11 protein-coding genes and 1 pseudogene are annotated in these 22,097 nt (G+C 69.2%); 7 read left to right on the top strand and 5 right to left on the bottom strand.

The window, feature by feature from the left end:
• Nucleotides 1–125 precede the first annotated feature (125 nt).
• From KBZ10_RS03155 to KBZ10_RS03140, 4 genes are all read left to right on the top strand, one after another.
• Nucleotides 126–3,020, top strand: coding sequence for an alpha/beta fold hydrolase (locus tag KBZ10_RS03155; RefSeq protein ID WP_210985905.1), 2,895 nt, complete (start codon nt 126–128; stop codon nt 3,018–3,020).
• A 368-nt stretch (nt 3,021–3,388) separates the two neighbouring features.
• Nucleotides 3,389–4,201 carry an ABC transporter permease gene (locus KBZ10_RS03150; protein WP_210986076.1) on the top strand — a complete coding sequence of 271 codons (813 nt, stop codon included), beginning with the start codon at nt 3,389–3,391 and terminating at the stop codon, nt 4,199–4,201.
• Nucleotides 4,202–4,482: 281 nt separating this feature from the next.
• Nucleotides 4,483–5,229 carry an HNH endonuclease family protein gene (locus KBZ10_RS03145; protein WP_210985904.1) on the top strand — a complete coding sequence of 249 codons (747 nt, stop codon included), beginning with the start codon at nt 4,483–4,485 and terminating at the stop codon, nt 5,227–5,229.
• Nucleotides 5,226–5,573 carry a hypothetical protein gene (locus KBZ10_RS03140; protein ID WP_210985903.1) on the top strand — a complete coding sequence of 116 codons (348 nt, stop codon included), beginning with the start codon at nt 5,226–5,228 and terminating at the stop codon, nt 5,571–5,573. The genes KBZ10_RS03145 and KBZ10_RS03140 overlap by 4 nt, the downstream gene beginning before the upstream one ends.
• A 70-nt stretch (nt 5,574–5,643) precedes the next feature.
• On the opposite strand, the gene KBZ10_RS03135 is transcribed toward KBZ10_RS03140, so the two are convergent.
• The 4 genes from KBZ10_RS03135 to KBZ10_RS03120 form a co-directional block, all read right to left on the bottom strand.
• Complete coding sequence (locus tag KBZ10_RS03135) at nt 5,644–6,156, bottom strand: DinB family protein (RefSeq protein WP_210985902.1); 513 nt, start codon at nt 6,154–6,156, stop codon at nt 5,644–5,646.
• Between the two features lie 140 nt (nt 6,157–6,296).
• Entirely contained in the window at nt 6,297–7,325 is a 1,029-nt protein-coding gene (locus KBZ10_RS03130; protein WP_210985901.1) for a S66 peptidase family protein, read from the bottom strand.
• Nucleotides 7,326–7,396: 71 nt separating this feature from the next.
• The gene (locus tag KBZ10_RS03125) at nt 7,397–8,140 is read right to left on the bottom strand and encodes a CdaR family transcriptional regulator (protein ID WP_247701719.1); all 744 of its coding nucleotides are present in this window, start codon (nt 8,138–8,140) and stop codon (nt 7,397–7,399) included.
• A gap of 62 nt (nt 8,141–8,202) precedes the next feature.
• Nucleotides 8,203–11,298: an FG-GAP-like repeat-containing protein gene (locus tag KBZ10_RS03120; protein WP_210985900.1), complete on the bottom strand. Its 3,096-nt coding sequence runs from the start codon at nt 11,296–11,298 to the stop codon at nt 8,203–8,205.
• Nucleotides 11,299–11,747: 449 nt separating this feature from the next.
• Between KBZ10_RS03120 and KBZ10_RS03115 the strand changes: the two genes are divergently transcribed.
• The 3 genes and pseudogenes from KBZ10_RS03115 to KBZ10_RS03105 all read left to right on the top strand — a co-directional run bounded on the left by KBZ10_RS03115 (nt 11,748) and on the right by KBZ10_RS03105 (nt 19,857).
• The gene (locus KBZ10_RS03115; RefSeq protein WP_307847162.1) at nt 11,748–18,038 is read left to right on the top strand and encodes an RHS repeat-associated core domain-containing protein; all 6,291 of its coding nucleotides are present in this window, start codon (nt 11,748–11,750) and stop codon (nt 18,036–18,038) included.
• Nucleotides 18,039–18,154: 116 nt separating this feature from the next.
• Nucleotides 18,155–18,727 carry a hypothetical protein gene (locus tag KBZ10_RS03110; protein ID WP_210985899.1) on the top strand — a complete coding sequence of 191 codons (573 nt, stop codon included), beginning with the start codon at nt 18,155–18,157 and terminating at the stop codon, nt 18,725–18,727.
• 42 nt (nt 18,728–18,769) lie between these two features.
• Nucleotides 18,770–19,857: pseudogene (locus KBZ10_RS03105) on the top strand (IS630 family transposase).
• 904 nt (nt 19,858–20,761) lie between these two features.
• On the opposite strand, the gene KBZ10_RS03100 reads toward KBZ10_RS03105, so the two are convergent.
• Nucleotides 20,762–21,865: a CdaR family transcriptional regulator gene (locus KBZ10_RS03100; protein WP_210986074.1), complete on the bottom strand. Its 1,104-nt coding sequence runs from the start codon at nt 21,863–21,865 to the stop codon at nt 20,762–20,764.
• Between the last annotated feature and the right edge of the window lie 232 nt (nt 21,866–22,097).

The raw sequence follows: 22,097 nt of genomic DNA, 5'->3' as shown, positions 1-22,097 counted from the left end.
CCCATTCGGGGGCTGCGTATACCGCGTCCGCTGTACACGGCGTCCAGGATGTACGCCCCTGAGAGGGGTCGCGGGTCCTACCCGGGACAGGTGTGAAGCCGGCGGTGCTGCGTAGGCTCAGGGGCATGGATTCTCGACAGCCCCGGACCCCCGGGCGGCTCAGGCTGCCCCGCGCCCTGCCCCGCGGACGGGGCCGGCTGGCCGCCGGGGCGGTGGCGGTGGCCCTCGTCGCGGGCGCGGGCACCTGGGCCGCCGTCGCGGACGAGCCGGCCGGCGTGCACCGCGAGGACCGGTATCTGACGATGCCGGCCCCCGGCGGTGACACGGACGGCGACGGCGAGGGGCCCGCGGCCCGCCGCAGCGTGCGGATCGACACCTCCTTCTACACCGCGGGCCCCGCCTCCGGACGGCGCCCGGCGGTGCTGCTGGCGCACGGCTTCGGCGGCAGCAAGAAGGATCTGCACGAGCAGGCGGAGGGCCTGGCCCGCGACGGTTACGCCGTCCTCACCTGGTCGGCGCGCGGTTTCGGGAAGTCCACCGGCCGGATCGGGCTCAACGACAGGGAGAACGAGGTCGCCGACGTGCGGCGGCTCGTGGACTGGCTGGCGAAGCGCCCCGAGGTGAAGCTCGACGCCGACGGCGACCCGCGCGTCGGCATCGCCGGAGCCTCGTACGGCGGCGCGATCTCGCTGCTGACGGCCGGCCACGACCGGCGCATCGACGCCATCGCCGCCCAGAACACCTACTGGGACCTCTCCGAGGCGCTCTTCCCGAACGGCGTCTTCAAGAAGCTCTGGTCCGGCATCTTCTTCACCACCGGCTCCACCCCCTTCCCCACCGACATGGGCCCGTCCCCCGAGGACGCGCCGGACGGCGGCGGAGCCGGCCGGGGCACGGGCGGCGCGGGTGACACGGGCGGCGCCACCGGCGGCGGAGGCGGCGGGGGCCGGGCCCCCGAGGCGCCCTTCCGGCCGGAGCCGCTCACGGGGGACCGCTCCTGCGGGCGCTTCGAGACGGCGCTGTGCGAGATGTACGAACGGGTCGCCGTCGCCGGGAAGCCGGACGCCGAGGCCGTGGAACTGCTGCGGGAGCGCAGCCCCGTCGCCGTCGGCGACCGCATCAAGGCCCCCACCCTCGTCATCGGCGGACAGGCCGACTCCCTCTTCCCGCTGAGCCACGCCGACGCCATGGCCCGCCAGATCAAGGAGAACGGCGCGCCCGTCTCCGTCGACTGGATCGCGGGCGGGCACGACGGCGGCGACCAGGAGACCGAACGCGTCCGGCAGCGCGTCGGCGCCTGGTTCGACCGGCACCTCAAGGGCGACGAGGAGACGGACACCGGGGCCGCCTTCCGCGTCAGCCGCACCGGCGGCTTCGACTCCACCAACGGCCGGGTGCAGCTGAGCGGCGCCGTCGGCGACCACTACCCCGGCCTCGACGGCGACAAGACCCGCACCGTCCGCCTCGCCGGCCGCGCGCAGACCGTGACCAGTCCGGCGGGCGGCACCCCGGCCGCCGTCTCCTCCGTCCCCGGCCTCTCCGGCGCGGCGGCCCAGCTGACGGCCTTCGGCGCCGGCGTGGCCCTGGACTTCCCCGGTCAGTCGGCGGCGTTCGACTCGGAACCGCTCGCCTCCGCCGTTCGCGTCACCGGCGCTCCGACGGCCCGGGTGCGCGTCGCCTCCGACACGGAGGACGCGGTGCTCTTCGCCAAGGTGTACGACGTCGGCCCGAGCGGCAGCCAGTTGCTGCCCTCCCAGCTCGTCGCCCCCGTACGGGTCGGGGGAGCGGGGGAGGACGGCGGCCGCACCGTGGAGCTGCGCCTCCCCGTCATCGACCACAAGTTCGAGGCCGGGCACCGGATGCGGCTCGTCCTCTCCGCCACCGACATGGGCTATGCCTCGCCCCTGGAGCCCGCCGAGTACCGCGTCTCCCTGGCGGACACCGGTCTCACCGTGCCCACCGCCCCCGGTCTGGCGAGCGAGAACAGCGGCCTGCCCGCCTGGGTCTGGGGCCTGCCGCTCGCGGGTGCCGCCCTCGGCGCCGTCCTGCTGCTCACCGGCCGCCGCCGCGTCACCACCCCCGCGCCCGACCCGGCGCTCGCCGGCGTCCCGCTGACGATCACCGGACTCGGCAAGCGCTACGCCAAATCGGCCGACCGGTACGCCGTCCAGGACCTCTCCTTCCGGGTCGAACGCGGCCAGGTGCTCGGCCTCCTCGGCCCCAACGGCGCCGGCAAGACCACCACCCTCCGGATGCTCATGGGGCTCATCACCCCCGACGCGGGCGAGATCCGCGTCTTCGGGCACGCGATCCGGCCCGGCGCGCCCGTGCTCTCCCGGGTCGGCGCGTTCGTCGAGGGTCCCGGCTTCCTGCCGCACCTCTCCGGCCGCGCCAATCTGGAGCTGTACTGGCAGGCCACCGGCCGCCCCGCCGACGAGGCGCACCTGGACGAGGCCCTGGAGATCGCCGGGCTCGGCGACGCCCTGGAGCGCGCCGTCCGCACGTACTCGCAGGGCATGCGGCAGCGGCTCGCCATCGCCCAGGCCATGCTCGGCCTGCCGGATCTGCTGATCCTCGACGAACCGACCAACGGCCTGGACCCGCCACAGATCCGGGAGATGCGGAACGTCATGGTTCGTTATGCCTCCGGCGGCCGGACCGTGATCGTCTCCAGTCACCTCCTGGCCGAGGTCGAGCAGACCTGCACCCACCTGGTCGTCATGGACCGGGGCCGGCTCGTCAGCGCCGGACCCGTCGCGGAGATCACCGGCTCGGGCGACACCCTGCTGGTGGGCGTCGCGGGCGGACCGGTGTCCGACGAGCGCGTGGACGAGGTGGCGGCCCTCACGGGCGTCGGCTCCGTGGTCCGCGCCGAGGAGGGACTGCTGGTCCGGCTCGACGGCATGACCGCATCCCAGCTCCTCCCCGAACTCGTACGCCTCGGTGTCCCCGTCGACCGGATCGGCCCGCACCGCCGCCTGGAGGACGCCTTCCTCACTCTGATCGGAGGTGCCGCGTGACCGGCCCCACGGAACGACCGTCCGGCGGGGTTCCGGACCCCACCGCAGCGAACGGCGACGGCGGCGCGAACGGCGCCGGGGCCGGGAACGCCGGCAAGCCGCCCGCCGGGGCGGCGAACGGCAGCGGAGCGCCGCACACGGGAACGGCGAACGGCGGGACGCGCGCCGGGGCGCCGGGCTCCGGCCCGGCGAAGCCCGGTACGGCGAAGCCCGGTACGGCAGGCGACGCGAAGGCGAAGGGAACCACGGCCACGGCTGCCGGGGCCACCGCCACCGCCACCGCGGAACGGCGGCCCGCCGCAACCGGGACCCCCGGGACCGGCGACACCGCCCCGGAGACGGCCCCCGGCTACCGCCCCCGCCACACCCTGCCCCTGCGGGTGGAGGCCGTACGGCAACTGCGCCGCCGCCGGACGCTCGTCGTCTACGGCATCCTGGCCGCCCTGCCGTTCATCCTCATCGCCGCCTTCGCCATCGGCGGCGACCCGGACGAGCGCGGCGGCAACGGCCGCATCTCCCTGATCGACACGGCCACCGCCTCCGGCCTCAACTTCGCCATGGCGTGCGTCTTCGTCTCGGCGGGCTTTCTGCTGGTGGTGCCGGTGGCGCTGTTCTGCGGGGACACGGTGGCGTCCGAGGCGAGCTGGTCGTCGCTGCGCTATCTGCTGGCGTCACCGGTGCCGCGCTCGCGTCTGCTGCTGAGCAAGCTCACCGTGGCCCTCGCCTTCAGCGCGGCGGCGATGGTCCTGCTGCCGCTGGTCGGCCTGGTGGCGGGCACGGCGGTGTACGGCTGGGGCGGCCTGGAGCTGCCGACCGGGGGCTCGCTCGATCCGGGAACGGCGCTGGTCCGCCTGGGGATCGTCGTCGCGTTCGTCTTCGTCGGCCAACTGGTCACCGCCGGCCTGGCGTTCTGGCTCTCCACGGTCACCGACGCCCCACTGGGCGCGGTGGGCGGCGCGGTCGGCCTGACCATCGTGGGCAACGTCCTCGACGCGGTGACGGCCCTCGGCGACTGGCGCCAGTTCCTGCCCGCGCACTGGCAGTTCGCCTGGGCCGACGCCCTCCAGCCGCAACTGGAGTGGGGCGGCATGGCCCGCGGCGCCGCCGTCTCCACGGCCTACGCCCTGGTTCTGTTCGCCCTGGCCTTCCGCCACTTCCGCGCGAAGGACGTGGTGTCCTGACGGGGCCGCGGGGCGGGGCCGCGCGGGTCACCGAGCCCGGCCGGTACCCGTTGGGAGAGCCGGTACGGAACCGCCCGGTGGCCGGCGGCCGGGCACCCCGCTGATCGTGGACGGCAGCCGCCGGAACGGATCCCGGCGGCCCGGGCAGGCCCAGGTGTGCCGGCTCTGCGCCGGGCGGACGTCCGCAACCGCTCCGGATGCCCCCGATATTGTCGTACCGGCCGGTCCGCCGGGCCGCCGGGGACGGATACGCTGCGCGCGCAGGCCGTCGAGTGAGGGGAATGCAGCAGCTCATGGGGTACCAGTGGTGGGGGCGGAGCCTGGCGGCGGTGACCATATTCGCGTTGACGGGCTGCTCGGGCACCCTCGACGGCGAAGCGTCCGGCGGTGTACCGGGCGGGACGCCCTCCGCGCCGAGCGGTGCCTCCTCGGCACCTCCGCGCGCGGGGGAGGACGGGGCCGCCGGTGAGGGCACGCTGCCGGGCGTGCCGTCCGCCGCGGAGGCGCGGACGCAACTCGCCGGCCTGGAGGTGGCCCCGCACCGCTCGATGTCCGGCTACTCCCGCTCGAAGTTCCCGCACTGGTCCGCGCAGGGGGAGCGCTGCAACACCCGGGAGGCCGTGCTGGAGCGCGACGGCACCGAGGTGAAGCGGGACGACGAGTGCCGTGCGGTGTCCGGCCGGTGGGTCAGCGCGTACGACGAGGAGACGTTCACGGACGCCTCGGATCTCGACATCGACCACATGGTGCCGCTGGCCAACGCCTGGCGCTCCGGCGCCGGCTCATGGACGCAGGACAAGCGCGAAGAGTTCGCGAACGACCTGAGCGGCCCGCAGCTGATCGCCGTGTCCGCGGCGTCCAACCGGTCCAAGGGCGACCAGGGCCCCGACGAGTGGCAGCCGCCGGCCAAGACCTACTGGTGCACCTACTCCCGGGCCTGGACCGCGGTCAAGACGGAGTACGGCCTGTCGGTCACCGCGGAGGAGAAGGACATGCTGACCGACATGCTGGATACCTGTACCCCATGACCCCTTCCGACAGCGGGCCGGCGCCCGAGCGGCTCCGGAGCGACGTGACCGCCGGGCGCGGCGGCGCCATGACCGACGAGGTCGGTGTCATCACGGGTGATCTGACCGTGGTCACCGGCCTGCGGCCGGACGGTCTCGCCGACGTCCGGATCCAGTACACCGGCGCGGAGGAGTGGTACTCCCTCACCGGCAGCCCCGCCCCGCTGCCGCCCGGCGGTCTGGACGCGCTCCACGCCGACGTCCTGCGGCGGATCCGCCACGGACGGGGAGCCGAGGCCCCGCGCCGACCGGCCCGGTCGCCGGCTCCTCGGGGCCGCTCGGTGGCCCCGGGCGAGCCCGGGTGAGTGCAGCGGGCCGGCTGACCGCCGTGCCGGACGACCGCGGCACCGGGCCGGACGGACAGGCCGGCGTCGGTCAGTAGTAGCCCTTACCGCCGTCCAGCAGCTCGCGGATGATGTCCATGTGGCCGGCGTGGCGGGCGGTTTCCTCGGTCATGTGGAGGAGCATCCAGCGCAGGCTGGCCCGGGCCGAGGCGAAGTCGGGGTGGCGGCCGGTCTCGTCGAGGGAGTGGGCGGCGATGATCTCGTCGGAGATCCGGCACTGCCGCTCGTAGTCGGCGAGGAGCCGTGCCAGGGGAATGCCCTCGGCCATCATGTCGGCGTCCTCCGGGTCCTCGGAGAACTGCGGCCCGTCGGCGGGGCGGCCGAGGAACAGCACCTCGAACCAGGTCTGCTCGGCCCAGCGCAGATGGGAGACGATCCCGGCCATCGTCATCAGCGGTGAGGACGGCAGCAGCGAGCGATGGGCGTCGTCGTCCGACAGCCCTTCGCACTTCAGGTGGACGATCGCGCGCTGCATGTCGAACCAGCCGAGAAGCTGGGTCCGTTCATCCGCCGCGAAGGGAGGGCGCTGACGAGGAGGAGTCATGCAAGCTGACGGTAGCGATCCAAGAGCTGCGGCGCACTGGTGTTCCGGTGACGCCGACCGGGGAACCTGGCCGGGGCCGCGGCACGGGCGGCGCTGCGGGCCGGGGCCCCGGTCCACCTCGGTGAACGGGCACGGGTACGTCAGTCCAGCGTCTGTGTCAGCTCGCTCCGGCTCGATGAGTGAACGACGCGGCCGCGGGCTCCGTTGACGATCGGCATGTAGGGCGGGACGTGGCCACACTCGAGGTCGGCGATGATCGGCACGCCCAGGGAGCCGAGGGCGTCGAGGACGGCTTCGTGCTGGCTGAGGGAGCTGCTGTCGGGCGCGCCGGTCCGGCCGACGAGAACCGCGTTCGCGCGGTCGAAGAAGCCGGCGAGTCTCATGCCGTGCAGGTTCCGGCAGATGGTGAAGGCGTCATGCTCGGCTGCCTCTACGTACACGAGGAGCCCTTCCGGGGACGTGTCCCGGGCGAAAGCCGTGACATCGAGCCAGGGCGACCCCGCGAGATTGCACAGCGTCTCGATGCAGCCCCCGATCAGCCTCCCCTCGGCCTCCACGGCGCCACCGCCGTCGAGCCGGACCCACGTGCCCCGCGCGTCGAGCTTGTACTCGCGGGCGTCCGGGAAGACGGCGAAGTCGTCGAAGCCCGCGGCCCGGTGACGGCCGGGCGGGGTCTGGGTGAACCGGTGGCCCGGGGGTGCGGCGACGATGTCCAGCCACGACAGCAGCCCTTCGGGTACGCGATAGGGCGTCTCCAGGAGGTTGTTGCCGTGGAGGGTCGCCGTGCCGGTGAGCAGCGTCAGCGGTGTCATGAGGGTCGAGATGTCGGAGAAGCCGACGAGCCAGGTCGGCTCCGCCTCGCGCAGCCTGTTCCAGTCGAGCAACGGGATCAGGTCGATCGCGGTCTCTCCGCCCCACGGCGGCACGACGGCCCTGATCGCGGGATCGGTCAGCATCGACATCAGTTCGCCCGCGCGGTCGGCGGCCGAGGCGCTGACGTGGCCGGAGCCGTCCAAGCACCGGCCGAGGACGACCTCGTACCCGTGCGCCTCCACATGACGCACGGCGACGTTCAGCCGCTCACGCAGTTCCGTCGCGACTCCGCTGGACGGAGCGGAAACACCGACACGGTCACCGGGACGCAGGGGGCGCGGGTATCGAACGGGCATGCGCCGGATCCTGGCACAGTCCGGTGCCCGGACGACAGCGAGTTCCCGGTGTTCGTCGCCGGGCGCCCGACTCAGAGTTTCTGCGCCGGCCAGTCCAGGAGGCGGGCGCCGATCACCGCCGTCTGGAGGGTGTAGCGGTGCATCGGGTCGGAGGGGTCCGAGCCGGTGAGTTCGTGGATGCGGGCCAGGCGGTAGGTGAGGGCGCGGACGCTGAGGGAGAGGCGGCGGGCCGTCTCGGCCGCCACGCAGCCCGCGTCGAAGTAGGCGGAGAGCGTGCGCAGCATGGGCCCGGCGCCGCCGCGGGCCTTCTCCAGCGGGCCGAGGGTGGTGCGGACCAGGTCGGCCATCGCCTGCCGGTCGCGGCTCAGCACCGGGTACACCAGCAGGTCGGCGGCGCGCAGCAGGGGGCCCGGGAGGTCCATGCGGTCGGCCAGTTCGAGGGCGGTGAGCGCCTCCTCGTGGTTGCCGGGTGCCACCAGGACGATCCGGCCGTCCTTCGTCGTCAGCAGGATGCGCCGGTCCCCGAAGCGGGCGAGCAGCGCCGCCTCCACCCGGCGCGTCACCGGGTGGGTCTCGTCGTAGAGGTATTCGGTGGTCTTGCCGTTCTCGGTGAGGGTGGCGAGCCTGCCCTCCGGGCTCCAGGTGAGCTGCTGGTTCCGGGGGCCGTCGGTGCGGCTTTCGGTGTTGCCGGCCTCGTCGTAGGTGAAGGTTTCCGTGGTCCCGTCCTCGGGGCCGTCGGCGGTGGTCACCGAGCGCAGGACGTGCGGGTTGTCCGGGGACGACGCGTAGTGGAACGCTGAACCGCACCGGAGCATGCCGACGCCGTGGGCTCCCGCCCGATGCGGACAGGAACCCACGGCGCGCTGTGCGAGGGCCGTCAGCTGATGGCCTGGTAGCCCGTCCAGTCCCCCGCCAGCTCAACCTTTCGCTTGTGGTCAGTGCCGGGATCCAGATAGGCGACGAGGATGTTGGTGCTGCTGCGCGTGTACCAGAGGTCGAACTCCCCGCTGTGATCGGCATCGCCGGGCGATGTGATCAGCGGGTTGGCCGCCACAGTGAAGCTGGTGCCCGCCTGCACCTTGTGCGACTCGTCGGTGAGCCAGTCTCCGTACTCGTCGACACCGCGATGAACGAAGAGATCGCCAGTGGCGCGGTCACGTGTGGCGAGATCCACCCGGCCGTCTCCATCGGTGTCACCAGGAGCGATGAGGTCCTGTTCCGCCCAGGCTTCGGAGGCGAGCAGCACGGGCTCGCGATCGGAGTCCAGGCGGGTGTCGGGAGCGCCGAAGTACAGCCAGACCCGGTCGCCTTCCTTCACGAGCAGGTCGGGGTAGCCGGGTTGATCGGCTGTGCCGTCACCGTCGATGTCGAGCGGTCCGTCGACGTCCCCGATGGCCAGGATCTGGTCGGCGTTCTGCCAGTGGTCGTTCTCGTCCTCGTAGACGGTGAGTTCCCTGCGGTCGCTGTCCTCGCCCGAGCAGTTGGTGCAGGCAAAACCGTAGCCGTTGTTCGGGTGGAGCCACAGACGACTGGTCCCGTCGGACTCGCTGCGCAGTGCGATGAGGTCCTCGTAGCCGTCACCGGTCCAGTCTCCGCGGTGGGTGATCCCTGTCTCGTTCCACAGGAAGTTGGACGCGGTTTTGGCGTTGTCCGTGACGGTGCCGTCCCCCGCGCCGTAGTACCGGTGCAGGACGCCGTCCTTGTCCACGGCCCACAAGTCCGGGTTCCCGTCGCCGTTGATGTCTCCAGGTTTGTCCGCTTCCGCGAGTCCGTTCGCGTAGAAGAGATAGCCGACCTGGTCGGATCTGTTGCCCACCTTGTCCAGGCTGCGGGCGTACAGGACGTTGGCCCCGGCACTGGACGGAGTGATCTTGACGGTGACGCTCCCGCCCGCAGTGCTCGGCGATGCGCTGCGCACAGCCGGCTCGGAGTCGGTCCAGTACTCATACTTCGCGACGTCCGCCACTCCACCACTGGAGAGCGTAAAGGAACCCTCCGTCCGCACGGAGCCCGTCACGGAGGGCCAGCCGTCGCTGCCGTCGGGGAACTGTGTGGAGGTGACGCCGGGCGGGGTGCTGGGCCGGTCGGGATCGAAGACGAAGCGGCAGCCCGGGGCACCAAGGGTCGGCGTCCAGTCGGAGGACAGCTTGCCATCGCTGGCCTGTGCCTTCCAGGAGAAGTTGCCGCTCGCCGTGGCGATATGCGGGGAGAGCGTGCCCTTCGTGACTTTGAGTTTCGCCACGGTGCCGGACGTCACGGCGACCGTCTTGTCGACGATCAGGACACCGTTCGGATCACTGTTGGGGTGGTGTCCGGTGGCCCAGAGATGGAACTTGATGTTGACCGTCCCACCGTCCTTGTCCGTGGCCTTGGCCTTCAGGTAGATGTCGGTGTTGCCGATCAACCCGTGCGGAGGCGTGTCTCCGCAACCCTCGTCGTTCCTGGTGCTGGGGCTGGTGTCCAGCCCTGTGGGTGCTCCCGGACGGGTGTTGTACTCGGTGGAGAAGACGGCGGACTTGGCGTCGAACTTCTTCCAGCCGTACACGTCGGACTCGTTGGACGCCGCGAGCTCAAAGGTGACGGTGTTCCAGTGACTGGCTGCCGCGTCCTTGGCCGCCTGTGTCACGTTGAAGGCGAGGTTGCCCGCAGGGCAGCTGCTGCTCCAGCCTTTGGCGTCGGTGACCGTGGCCATCTTCTCGCGGCGGGTCGGCCGGTTGTTCCACGTGGTCGACGAACCGATCGCCGCAGTACGCCACAGCTCGATCGGCTTGGCCGTGCACGACCAGGACCAGGTGTTCTTGATCCGGAAGGTCGACTTGGAGACGACCTTGTCAGTACTCCACAGATTCTTGGTGTTCATGCGGAAGTAGGAGCGCGCCAGCCCGTTGGTGTGGTTCTCGTAGCCGGCCCGCGCGGTCGTGGTGCCATACGAACCGTTTGAGTTCTTCCAGCCGTTGCCGTTGTAGTACGAGGTGCTGGGGTACTTCTTGTAGGCAATGGTCCACGCGTAGCGCGACCCGGAGACAGACGGGTCGATGTAGACGGGGTACTGGGTTTCCTCACCTCTCAGCACGCTCTGATCGGGAGTCAGGGAGAGGGTGTCATCGTTGATTTTGATGCCCAGGGCGGCGTCACGGGCACCGTGGGGAACCTCGAACTCGTCAATGGGCGGTGCGGAAGCTGCCGTACGCAGGCTTGCCGTCCCGGATGCCGAGACCTGCTCGGTGGTGGTGCTGTCCCACATCAGAGGCGTGGGCGCGGTGAAGATCTCCTGGCCGGCCGGGTTGATTGCGGTGAGGTTGCCGTGGTTGTCGGCCTCGGCACTGAGCCCGTCTGTGGCGAGACCGAAGTCGATCCGGTCCAGTGCGGGGTCGGCGGCGGCATCCGCCGTCTTGACGACCAGCAGTTGACCGAAACCGGCGGACCCGGCTTTGAGCTTCAGATCCACATCGGTCAGGACATCGCGGTAGGTGACGGTGTCATCCTCGACCACCGGCTCGGGCAGGTCGTGCGGCCAGCTCCATGCCATGCTTCGACCGTCACGCATGACGGTCACGAGCGGTCCGCCGCCTCCACCCGAGAACCGCACGTCCACTTCTGTGGCCTTGGGCGAGTAGGTACCGTCCTCGTTCTCGTGCAGCGTCGTGTCGACGCCGACGAGTCTGCCGCCCTTCCTGACCCACTGCGGCAGGGCGTAGCTGTCCTGCGTGAAGGTTCCCGAGGGGTTCGCGAACACCTGGGAGGTCTCGGTCCGCAGGGACAGGACCTCCGCCGGTTCGCCGGTGTCGGAAGCCTGTTCCAGAGCCTGCGCCTCCTCGGTGAGGGACCGCTCCACGGCCGGCTCCTGCTCCTCGGCGGCTGTGGCAGGCAGCACGGCGAAAAGCGGCGCGCACAGTGCGAGCCCCAATGCCGAACTGATGACTCCACGACGTCTTCGCGGATCGCCGGGGAGCCCTCTCTTAAGTGTCCTCATCGCAGATCCTTTTCATTTCCTTTTCTTCCACATGGAAGCAGAGTGGGCCATCGGGAAGCCACCCTAGACGGAAATGCCCGGAAAGCTAGATGCCCAAAAAGTCCCCTTGATCACCCTTGGGGTCGCCCTGCCGACCGGTCGGCCGGCAGGGCGGTCTTGTTTCAACCTGCTTGGCTAACAACAAGACTGATGGAGCGTCAAAGGGTGCGGACCAACCTCAATGAGCCCGAAAAGGGGTATTCGGTCAACGCTTCTCGGTAACGGAGTGATCAAGGTGCTTCTGGCCCCTTGGAAGGCGTCACCCGCGGTGCTACGTTCACGATTCCTTTGCATTTAATGAAGACCCTGTGGGGGGAACGGTGATCGGTCACGTGTCCGGCGCGCCGAAGTCGGTATCACGTACTGCCCGGAATTCCTGGCGTGGTATACGGCTGATCGCTGCGACCCTTGTGGCATACCTTCTGGCCGGTTTGCTCGCCGGTCCGGTGGCCGTAGCCGCCGAGCTGCAGCTGCGGAAGCTTCAGCAGCCAGACCCGGTACCCGTCTCCGAGGTTGACGCGCGCCGCCTGAACAAACCGGACGAGGTCGCGAAGGACGACTGGAAGCCGGACAGCAAGGCTGCGTGGCCTGCGCCGGGCACGGTGACGACCGCAGTGCCGGGCGCGGGGAAGGGCAAGCGGGTCAAGGCCGGCTCACTGCCGTTGGCCCTGGCGGCCGCTGAGGACAAGCCCCGGAGCAAGGGTGGGGCCATCGCAGAACGGGTGCAGGTCCAAGTGCTGGACCGCAAGGCCGCCGACAGGGTCGGGACCGATGGTGTCCTGATCGCGGTCCGGGCCCAGGGTGCGAAGAAGGGCACGGATGATTTCGGGATCGAACTGGACTATTCGGGCTTCGCCGGGATGTACGGCGGTGACTGGGCCTCCCGGCTCGTCCTGCGCAAGATGCCCGACTGCGTGCTCAGCACCCCCCGCAGCAAGGACTGCGCGCCGGGGGAGATCCTCAGCACCCGTAACGACCGCGAGAAGGGCACCCTTTCGGCTGAGGTCGAGACGGATGTCGTCAAGGCCGGAGCCCAGGCTCCGGACGCCCCGGTGGCGTCATCCTCTGCCGGCGCCCGTTCCCTCAGCGGCGCCGTGTCGTCCGGCACCACACTGTTCGCCGTGACCGCAGCGCCCTCGGGTGCTACCGGCGACTTCACCGCCACTTCGCTGGCTCCCTCGGGCAAGTGGGAGGCCGGCGGCTCCTCGGGCGGCTTCTCGTGGACGTACGACATGGAAACCCCCGCGGTGCCCGGCGGCCTGGAGCCGGACCTCGGGCTGTCGTACTCCTCCCAGGCGATCGACGGCCGCACCGCCACCACCAACAACCAGGCCAACTGGATCGGTGACGGCTGGTCGCTCTCGCCGGGGTCCATCGAGCGCCGCTATGTGTCCTGTGAGGACGACAAGAAGGACGGCAACAACCCCTCCCACAAGGTAGGCGATCAGTGCTGGAAGAAGGAGAACGCCACCCTCTCGCTCGGCGGTTCCTCCAGTGAGCTCGTCAAGGACGATGACACCGGCGAGTGGCGGAAGAAGAACGACGACGGCACCAAGATCGCCCAGCTGAAGAGCAGTAACCGCGGCAACGGGGACAACGACGGAGAGTACTGGCGGGTGACCGCGCCTGACGGCACCCGCTACTACTTCGGCTACAACCGGCTGCCCGGCTGGGCCGACGGCAAGCCGGAGACCAACTCCGTTTGGACCGTTCCGGTGTTCGGCAACCACTCCGGCGAGGCCTGCCATGCCGAAACGTTCAAGGACTCCTGGTGCCAGCAGGCATGGCGCTGGCACCTCGACTACGTCGTCGACCCTCACTCCAACGCCATGGCGTACTACTGGTCCAAGGAGAGCAACCGCTACCAGCGCAACATCAACGCCTCGTACGAGGGCACCCCGACCGACTACACCCGGGGCGGCTATCTCAAGCGGATCGAGTACGGCCTGCGGTCCAACCGCATGTACGCGGACCAGGCAGTGGCCAAGGCCGAGTTCACCGTGGCCGAACGCTGCCTGCCCACGGACACCTTTGACTGCGCTACGGACAAGTTCACCGAAGCCAACGCCAAGAAGTGGCCGGATGTCCCGTTCGACCAGTACTGCGCTTCCGGCGCCACCTGCGAAGGCAATTCGTCGCCCTCTTACTTCACCCGCAAGCGCCTGACCGGCGTCACCACGTCGGCGTTGAACGGCGGCGCCTACAAGAAGGTCGATTCCTGGGAGCTGAAGCACGACTTCCCCGCTGCGGGAGACGGCACCGACCCGGCGCTGTGGCTGAAGTCGATCACCCGCACCGGCCATACAGCGGACAGCGCTGTCACACTGCCTGCCGTCTCCTTCCGCGGACAGCAGCTCCCCAACCGGGTGGAAGGCGCGGTCGACGAGATACCGCCGTACAACCGCTACCGCGTGTACGGAGTCGACACCGAGACGGGAGGCACCGTCGGCGTCACCTACTCGGCCCGGCAGTGCGCGGCGGACAACCTGCCCACACCGTCCTCGAACACCAAGCGCTGCTACCCCGTGATCTGGTCCCCGCCGGACGCCCCGGCCGCGGGCTACGAGCCGTACCAGGACTGGTTCCACTCCTATGTGGTCACCCAGATCCTGGAGTCCGACAACACCGCGGGAGCGCCCGTCAAGCGCACCGACTACTCCTACCTCGGCGGACTCGCCTGGGCCAAGGGCGACGACGAGTTCACCAAGGCGAAGCACCGGACCTATGGAGACCGCAAGGGATACGAGCGCGTCCAGACGCGCGCCGGCGACCCCGCGCAGGGTACCCAGACGCTGAGTGAGACCCGTTACTTCCGCGGCACCACCGGTGCCAAGGTCCCCGACGGCGAGGGCAACGAGGCCACCGACCACGAGGCGTTCGCCGGGATGACCCGTGAGACCGCCACCTACAACGGCGTGGGCGGCGACCTCGTCTCAGCCACCAGTCACATTCCCTGGCGCTCAAGCGCCACCGCGACGCACTCCCGCACGGCGGACGGGCTGCCGGCCGTGCACGCCTACCGGACCGGGGTGAAGGAGGACCGTTCCCGCACCACCGTCGCGGGCGCGGCGCTGCGGCGCACCGAGACCAGCCGAACCTTCGACTCGTACGGCAAGGTCGACTCGGTGTCCCGGACGGGCGACACCGCGAAGAGCGGCGACGAGCGGTGCACCAGCACCACCTACGCACGGAACACGGACAAGAACATCCTCACTCTGGTCGCCGAGTCCACCACGGTCGCCAAACCGTGCGGCACCACACCCGACCTGCCCGGCGATCTCATCTCGGTGAACCGCTCCTACTACGACGGCGCCACCACGCTGGACGCGGCCCCCACCAAGGGCGATGAGACCCGGCGCGACGAGAACGACGGGGCCGGCACCGGCTTCGTGACCGTCAGCACCGCGACCTACGACGCCTTCGGGCGCCAGACCGCGGCAACGGATGCCTCCGGTGCCACCACGACGATCAGCCGCACCCCGGCCGCCGGCCAGACACCCACCGAGACCGTCTCCACCAACGAACTCGGCCACGCGACGGCCGAGTTCACCGATCCGCTCCGCGGCACCATCACCGCCTCCGTCGACGCGAACGACAAGCGCACCGATGTCGAGTACGACGCCCTGGGCCGGGTCCTGCGGGCCTGGGCGCCGGGCTGGGCGAAGGCGGACCACCCCGCGCAGCCGTCGGCCGAGTACGCCTACCGGATTTCCCGGACCAGCCCCAACGTCGTCACCGCCAAGACCATCAACCGCCTCGGCGAGTACGACACCTCCTACACCTTCTACGACGGTCTCCTGCGCCAGCGCGAGACCCAGTCCCCCGCCATTGGCGATGCCGGCGGAAGTGTCATCACCGAGAACCTCTACGACACCCGCGGCCAGACCCGGAAGACCTACGGTGCCTATTACGCGCCGGTCAAGCCCTCGACGACTCTGCGGGAGGGCGACGACACCAAGGTTCCGGCGGGCATGGAGATGGAGTACGACGGCGCCGGACGGACGACGGCCGCGATCGCGCTGAAGTTCGGCGACGAGACCAAGCGGACCACGACCGTGCACGGCGGCGACCGCACCACGGTCATCCCCCCTCAGGGCGGTACGGCGACCACCACCATCACGGACGCTCTGGGCCGGAAGACCGAGTCGCGGGCCCACACCAACGCCGACCGCACCGAGTTCCAGGCCACCACCTACGCCTATGACCGGCGTGGCAACTTGACGAAGATGACCGACCCGTCCGGCACCGTGTGGACCTGGACCTACGACGCCCGGGGCCGGCAGACCGTAGCGGACGACCCCGACAAGGGCCTGACCAGGACCGCCTATGACGACGCGGACCGGCCCTTCAAGGTCACCGACGCCCGGGGCATCGAACTCACCACGATCTACGACGAACTCGGTCGGCAGAAAGAGCTGAAGCAGGGCAGCGAACTGCGCGCCTCTTGGACGTACGACGTCGCCGCCAAGGGCCTGCCCTCCTCCAGCACCAGCCATGTGGACGGCCAGTCCTACGCGACACGCGTCAACACCTACAACGACCGCTATCAGCCGATGTCGTCGACCACCACCCTCCCGGCCGGTGCGGGAGCCCTGGCCGGTGACTACACCTGGACCTTCGGCTACAACAAGTACACCGGCACTCAGGAGTGGGTGAAGCACCCGGCCCTCGGCAACCTGCCCGGCGAGCGCCAGACCACGGTCTTCGGTGAGGGCGACCTCCCGCAGAAGACCACGATCGGCTCGATCGTGTTGGTGAATGCCACGTCGCATGATGTGTTCTCCCGTCCGGTGCGTACCGAGTACGGGGTCCTGGGCCGTAAGGTCTACCGGACGCAGAACTGGGACGAGCACACCGGTGACCTGACCCGCAGCACCCTCGACGGTGATGAGGTACTGCGGATCGAGGACACCCGCTACGGCTACGACGCGGCCGGCAATGTCCAGCGTGTTTCCAGCACCTCGGGCCAGGGCGAGACCGCCTCGACCGACACCCAGTGCTTCAGCGTCGACGCCCTGCGCCGGATGACAGACGCCTGGACCACCAAGAACGCCGACGACACCTGCGCCGCCGGCCCGTCCGCCTCCACCGTCGGCGGCCCGGACGCCTACTGGCACTCCTACACCTACGACGTGGCGAGCCATCGCACCAAGGAGACCCGGCACGCGACCGCGGCCGGATCCGCCGATATCACCCGCACCTACACCCCCGGCACACCGGCGGACGACAACCCGCACGCCCTGCGCTCGGTGACCACCGCCGGCGGGCCCGAGGACGGGACCACGGAAACCTTCACCTACGACGAGGCCGGCAACACCACCAGCCGCACCGGCGGCCCCCGTGACCAGCAGCTCACCTGGAGCCCGGAGGGCAGACTCGCCACCCTCACCGAGAACGGCAAGACCACCGAATACCTCTACGACTCCTCCGGCAACCGCCTGCTGGCCAAGGAAGCAGACGGGTCCGCCACCGCCTACCTGCCCGGCGGCAACGAACTGAAGACCACCAGTACCGGCACGAAGACCGCCACGCGCTACTACACCCACGGCGACGAGACCATCGCCGTCCGCAACAGCTCCGGCATCCACTTCCTCTTCGGCGACCGCCAGGGCACCGCACTGATCGCCGTCGCCTGGGGCGCCGGCCAAGCCGTCACCCGCCGCAAACAACTCCCCTTCGGCAGCCCCCGCACCAGCAGCGGCACCTCCAACTGGCCCGGCGACCGCGGCTTCCTCGGCGGAACCACCGACCCCACCGGACTCACCCACCTCGGCGCCCGCGAGTACGATCCCGACCTGGGCCGCTTCCTCTCCGTCGACCCCCTCCTCCTCACCGACGACCCCACCCAGCACAACCCCTACACCTACGGCAACAACAACCCCGCCACCAACGCCGACCCCACCGGAGAAGCCATCGAAGAATGCGTGCAGGGAAAGATCGCCTGCAGCGGTGGCCTGCCCAAGCTCACGCCCAAGATCAACTCTGCCGTCTCAGGAGGAAACCCCGGCAGTCCCGGCAACTCCGGCTCCTACATTCCCTGGACCCCCGGAAGCAAGAAACGCATCTTCGCCAATCCGTCCAAGGGTCGCTACAATTCCTACGGCCACCGCGGCCACAACTCCTACGGCCAAACCACGTCCGCCGCCCAAAAAGAATACAACGACGCATACCGCGAAGAACGCCGCCTCGCATACACGAAAGCACAAGCAGAAAGAAACAAGAAGGACGAGGGATTCTGGTCAAAATTGGGTGAATCGTCCTGGGGTTGGACGAAGGACACCTTCGGCACATGGGACGGCTGGAAAAACAGAGTTCTACCTGGAGCAGCTTTTGGAGCCTGTTTGGTTGTGTCGGCAGGGACCTGTGCAGCAGCAGGCGTGGCTGTCGTGGGGGCTACTTTCATTGGTGATGGAGTGACAACGGGAAGCTGGAATTACGCAACGGCCGCCAGGGGGCTCGCATGGACCCTTATGGGAGGGGCTGCCGCGAGGAAGCTCGCAGGGGGATGGCGGGGATCGGCTTTTGTGACCCGTACGCGTGTTAGGACGGTACATCAGGCTGAGAACGTTACCATTTACGGGTATCGCAAAACAGTAGACTGGGGGGCCACCTACGCCAACGTAAGCATCAACACGGGTCTTTCTACTACGTTCTGCGGTGCGGGTGCAGCGAGCCCCGGAAGCGCCGCGGGGTGGTGCTGAGGGTGAACCTTTTTAAAAACGTCAACCTTGTCGCGAAAGCCGAACAGCCGCAGAAATTGAGCACGCGAGGGAACAGGAATTTTCCGTCACGACCGAAACGCTCCGGATAGCAGAAAATGAAGGCGATGGATGTGCAGGTAGTCCCGCGTATACTGAGACGGCGTTCTTGGCCGATTATTTTCGGGATTCTTGTTGTCGGGTTGGGGGTTGGAATGAGTTTCGCCGTACTGAAGGTGAGCTCGATGAGCGGCTTCCGTACTGGATGGCAAGGAGTACCCATATATCTGGCCCTTGCGGGCGTGTCTGGACGCATCGCAAACTGCAAGGTGGTCCTACGCGAGGCAGACCTACTGGTGATTAATCCACTGCGCACCCACACTATTCCGCTAGGGCTGATCGGTGGTGCGTCGGTCAGCGATGACGGCACTCTGGAGGTGCGCATCGACGAATATCGGAAAATCCCGGCCTTCGCCTTCGGGGGCTCTCTTATCGACCACTACGTTGGCTCAAGCGAGGGCGCTAAACGAAAAATAGACGACTGGCTTGATTCGCGTCGGCCAGTAAGTGAAGTCAAGACGACCTTGCTCGTCCGCTGGACACGGTGCACACCAGCCGACTTTTCCCTGGCTCTGAGTGTCGTGATTTCTGTCGCCGGTGCGGTATGGATGGCGCTCAGCGGGAGTTCCTAGTGTCCTGAGTCAGAAGTTCGCGGGCGGTTGTAGGGTGGGGTGATGCCTGGTCCGAAGCCGTTGTTGCTGGAGTTGTCCGATCGCGAACGCAGGGTGCTGCGGGGCTGGTTGCGCAAGCAGACGGCGACTCAGGCACTGGCACTGCGGTCGAGGATCGTGCTGGCGTGCGCGGAGGGCCGGCCGAACGCGCAGATCGCGCAGGATCTGGGTGTCTCGCGGGAGACCGTACGCAAGTGGCGGGCCCGGTTCACTGCGGACCGGCTGGAAGGTCTGGTGGACCGACCGCGCTCGGGGGCCCCGCGGAAGATCACGGACGAGCAGGTCGAAGCCCTGGTCGCCAAAACCCTGGATCAGGCGCCACCGACGGGTGATTCGCACTGGTCGACGCGTTCGATGGCCCGGACGGCCGGGATGTCGCAATCGGCGATCTCGCGGATTTGGCGGGCGTTCGGCCTCAAGCCGCACATCGTGGAGACCTGGAGCTGTCGACCGACCCGCAGTTCGTGACCAAGGTCCGCGACGTGGTGGGCATCTACCTCGCCCCGCCCGAGAACGCCCTGGTCCTTGCCGTGGACGAGAAATCGCAGATACAGGCCCTGGACCGAACCCGGCCCGTGCTGCCGATGGCACCGACCACGCCGGCGAAGATGACCCATGACTACGTCCGGCACGGCACGACCGGCCTGTTCGCCGCCCTGGACATCGCCTCCGGCTCGGTCATCGCCCAGCACTACCGCCGCCATCGCCACCAGGAATTCCTCCGCTTCCTGAAGGTCATCGACGCCGCCGTCCCCAAGGACCTCGAACTCCACCTGGTCCTGGACAACTACGCCACCCACAAGACCGAGCCGGTCAAGAAGTGGCTGCTGCGTCACCCGCGCTTCCACCTTCACTTCACTCCCACCTCGGCGTCCTGGCTCAACCTCGTCGAGCGCTGGTTCGCCGAGCTGACCTGCCGCAAACTCCGCCGCTCGGCCCACCGCAGCGTCATCGAACTCGAACGGGACATCCGCGGCTGGATCAACGAGTGGAACAAGAACCCCAAGCCGTTCGTCTGGACGAAGACCGCTGACGACATCCTCGACACCCTCGCCACATACTGCACACGAACTAGCGACTCAGGACACTAGTTTCCTCATGCCTGCGCGATAACACCGGATTTCCATTTCTGTTACCGGTAGCGCTGTATGGCATCTTGCGTGAGCGCTCCCTTTCACCGCAGGCGAATGGACTCAATTTCTCTGGTTCGATATGCAGCGCTCGATCGTTGACATGAGGTGCGAAGGGCTGTCAGACGCCGGCGCCCACTGTTCCCTTCTGCCGTCCTCACCGCTGTTGATGATGGCGAGTCTTCCGTCTGTGCTGGACCGAGCAGACCCGGTTTGAAGTGCTCTTCCCCGGCCGCCCCGCCGACTGCCCTCAGTTCTCCGAGAACCCGGAAGACGCCGACATGATGGCTGAGGGCGTACCCCGGCACAGCTCCTCGCCGACTGCGAACCGCAGTGCAGGATCTCGGGCGAGATCACCATTGCCCGCCAGGCGCGAAATGCGAAAAGTGCGGATTTCACGGGCGCACAGGGTGTGTATGTGATGGAGGAACGCCTTGGCGGCTCCAGTGCTGTCCGTGCCGGTGAGCAGGTCGGGGCCGTGGTGATGGGTGCGCCTGAGCCGCGACCGCCGCGGTGCGCTACTGAAGACGTGGTCACGCCGGTGGTAGCACCATCGGCCAGCGATTGGGCCTCGGTGTAACTGGGCACTCCATGGCCGTTGGCCGAGAGGACAAACCGAGGGCGCGAACCCGTGGTGTGCTGGTGGAAGTACCTTCCTGTTGGAACAACGTGAACCTGAAAAAGGTCTGTCGTCGCAGGTTGGAAGGTGCTTTCGCTTTCCCGTTCAGGATGCGGATGCCGGCTCAAGTGAAAAGCCGAGGTCAGCTCACGCTCTCCCCGCTCCCCGCAGCATGGCGTGGGTTTCCGTCCACATCGGGCCGGGGCCCACGGCGCCGGCCGTGCTGCTGGTGCTCGGTCCGGACGGTCAGAGCTTCTGGGTCGGCCAGTCCAGGAGGCGGGCGCCTATGACCGCCGTCTGGAGGGTGTAGCGGTGCATCGGGTCGGAGGGGTCCGAGCCGGTGAGTTCGTGGATGCGGGCCAGGCGGTAGGTGAGGGCGCGGACGCTGAGGGAGAGGCGGCGGGCGGTCTCCGCCGCCACGCAGCCCGCGTCGAAGTACGCGGAGAGGGTGCGCAGCATCGGCTCGGCGCCGCCGCGGGCCTTCTCCAGCGGGCCGAGGGTGGTGCGGACGAGGTCGGCCATCGCCTGCCGGTCGCGGGTCAGCACCGGGTACACCAGCAGGTCCGCGGCGCGCAGCAGGGGGCCCGGGAGGCCCATGCGGTCGGCCAGTTCGAGGGCCGTGAGCGCCTCCTCGTAGCTGTGGACGACACCGCCCGGCCCGGGGTGGGAGCGGCCGACGGCCACCCGGTCCGTTCCCCCGCCGCCCATGGCGACGTGGGCCTGCTTGGCGAAGTGGCGGACGACCTCCTCGTGGCTGCCGGGTGCCACCAGGACGATCCGGCCGTCCTTCGTCGTCAGCAGGATGCGCCGGTCCCCGAAGCGGGCGAGCAGCGCCGCCTCCACCCGGCGCGTCACCGGGTGGGTCTCGTCGTAGAGGTCCGGTCCGTCGGCGACGGCGACGGTGTGCTCGTGCGCCAGGCGCAGGCCGAGCCGTTCGGCGCGTTCCGCGAGGCGGCCGAGGTCGCTGCGGCCGTAGAGGAGGTCGTCGATGAACTCCCGGCGTGCGGCCTCCTCCTGGCGGACGGCGAGGCGCTGGGCGCGTTCGTAGCCCTCGGCGACGGCGTCGACGGTCTGGTGGGTGGCGGCCAGGACGCAGTCCACGACGGTGCGCAGCTCCCGGACGCCGTTCGCGGCCGTGGCGCCGGGCAGGGCGGACCAGCCGGTGCGGGTCGCGTCGAGGTGCTCCGCGACCAGCTTGCGCAGTCCGTAGCCCCGTTCGGCGGCGCGCTCGCCGGCCCGGCGCCGGGAGGCGAGTTCGTCGCGGGTGAGGCGGCGCCCGGTGGCGGAGACCTCGGCGAGTATCTCGGCGTAACCGGCCAGGAAGTCGTCCCGGTCCGGCTCTTCCTCCACTGGCGTCACGTGTCCCCCTCCGCGGTACTCCCGGCGCGCCCGGGATTCGCCGAGCGGTGGCTCCCCGGCATGGGATCCACCGTAAAGGTTGCCGGAAACCGGCAATGTGCCGGGTCCGGGTCGGCTGTCAGGATGGGTGCCACGGGGAAACGGGGGCTGCCCCGGTGCCGGACTCCGGAAGGGATCCGGCACCGGGGCCGTGCTTCCCCGTTACGGTGCGCGGAGTGAGAGG

The sequence above is a fragment of the Streptomyces sp. F63 genome (genome assembly GCF_018070345.1).
Lineage (GTDB): Bacteria > Actinomycetota > Actinomycetes > Streptomycetales > Streptomycetaceae > Streptomyces.
Note: the sequence above shows the minus strand (reverse complement) of the source record. Positions and strands in the feature narration are given on the sequence as shown.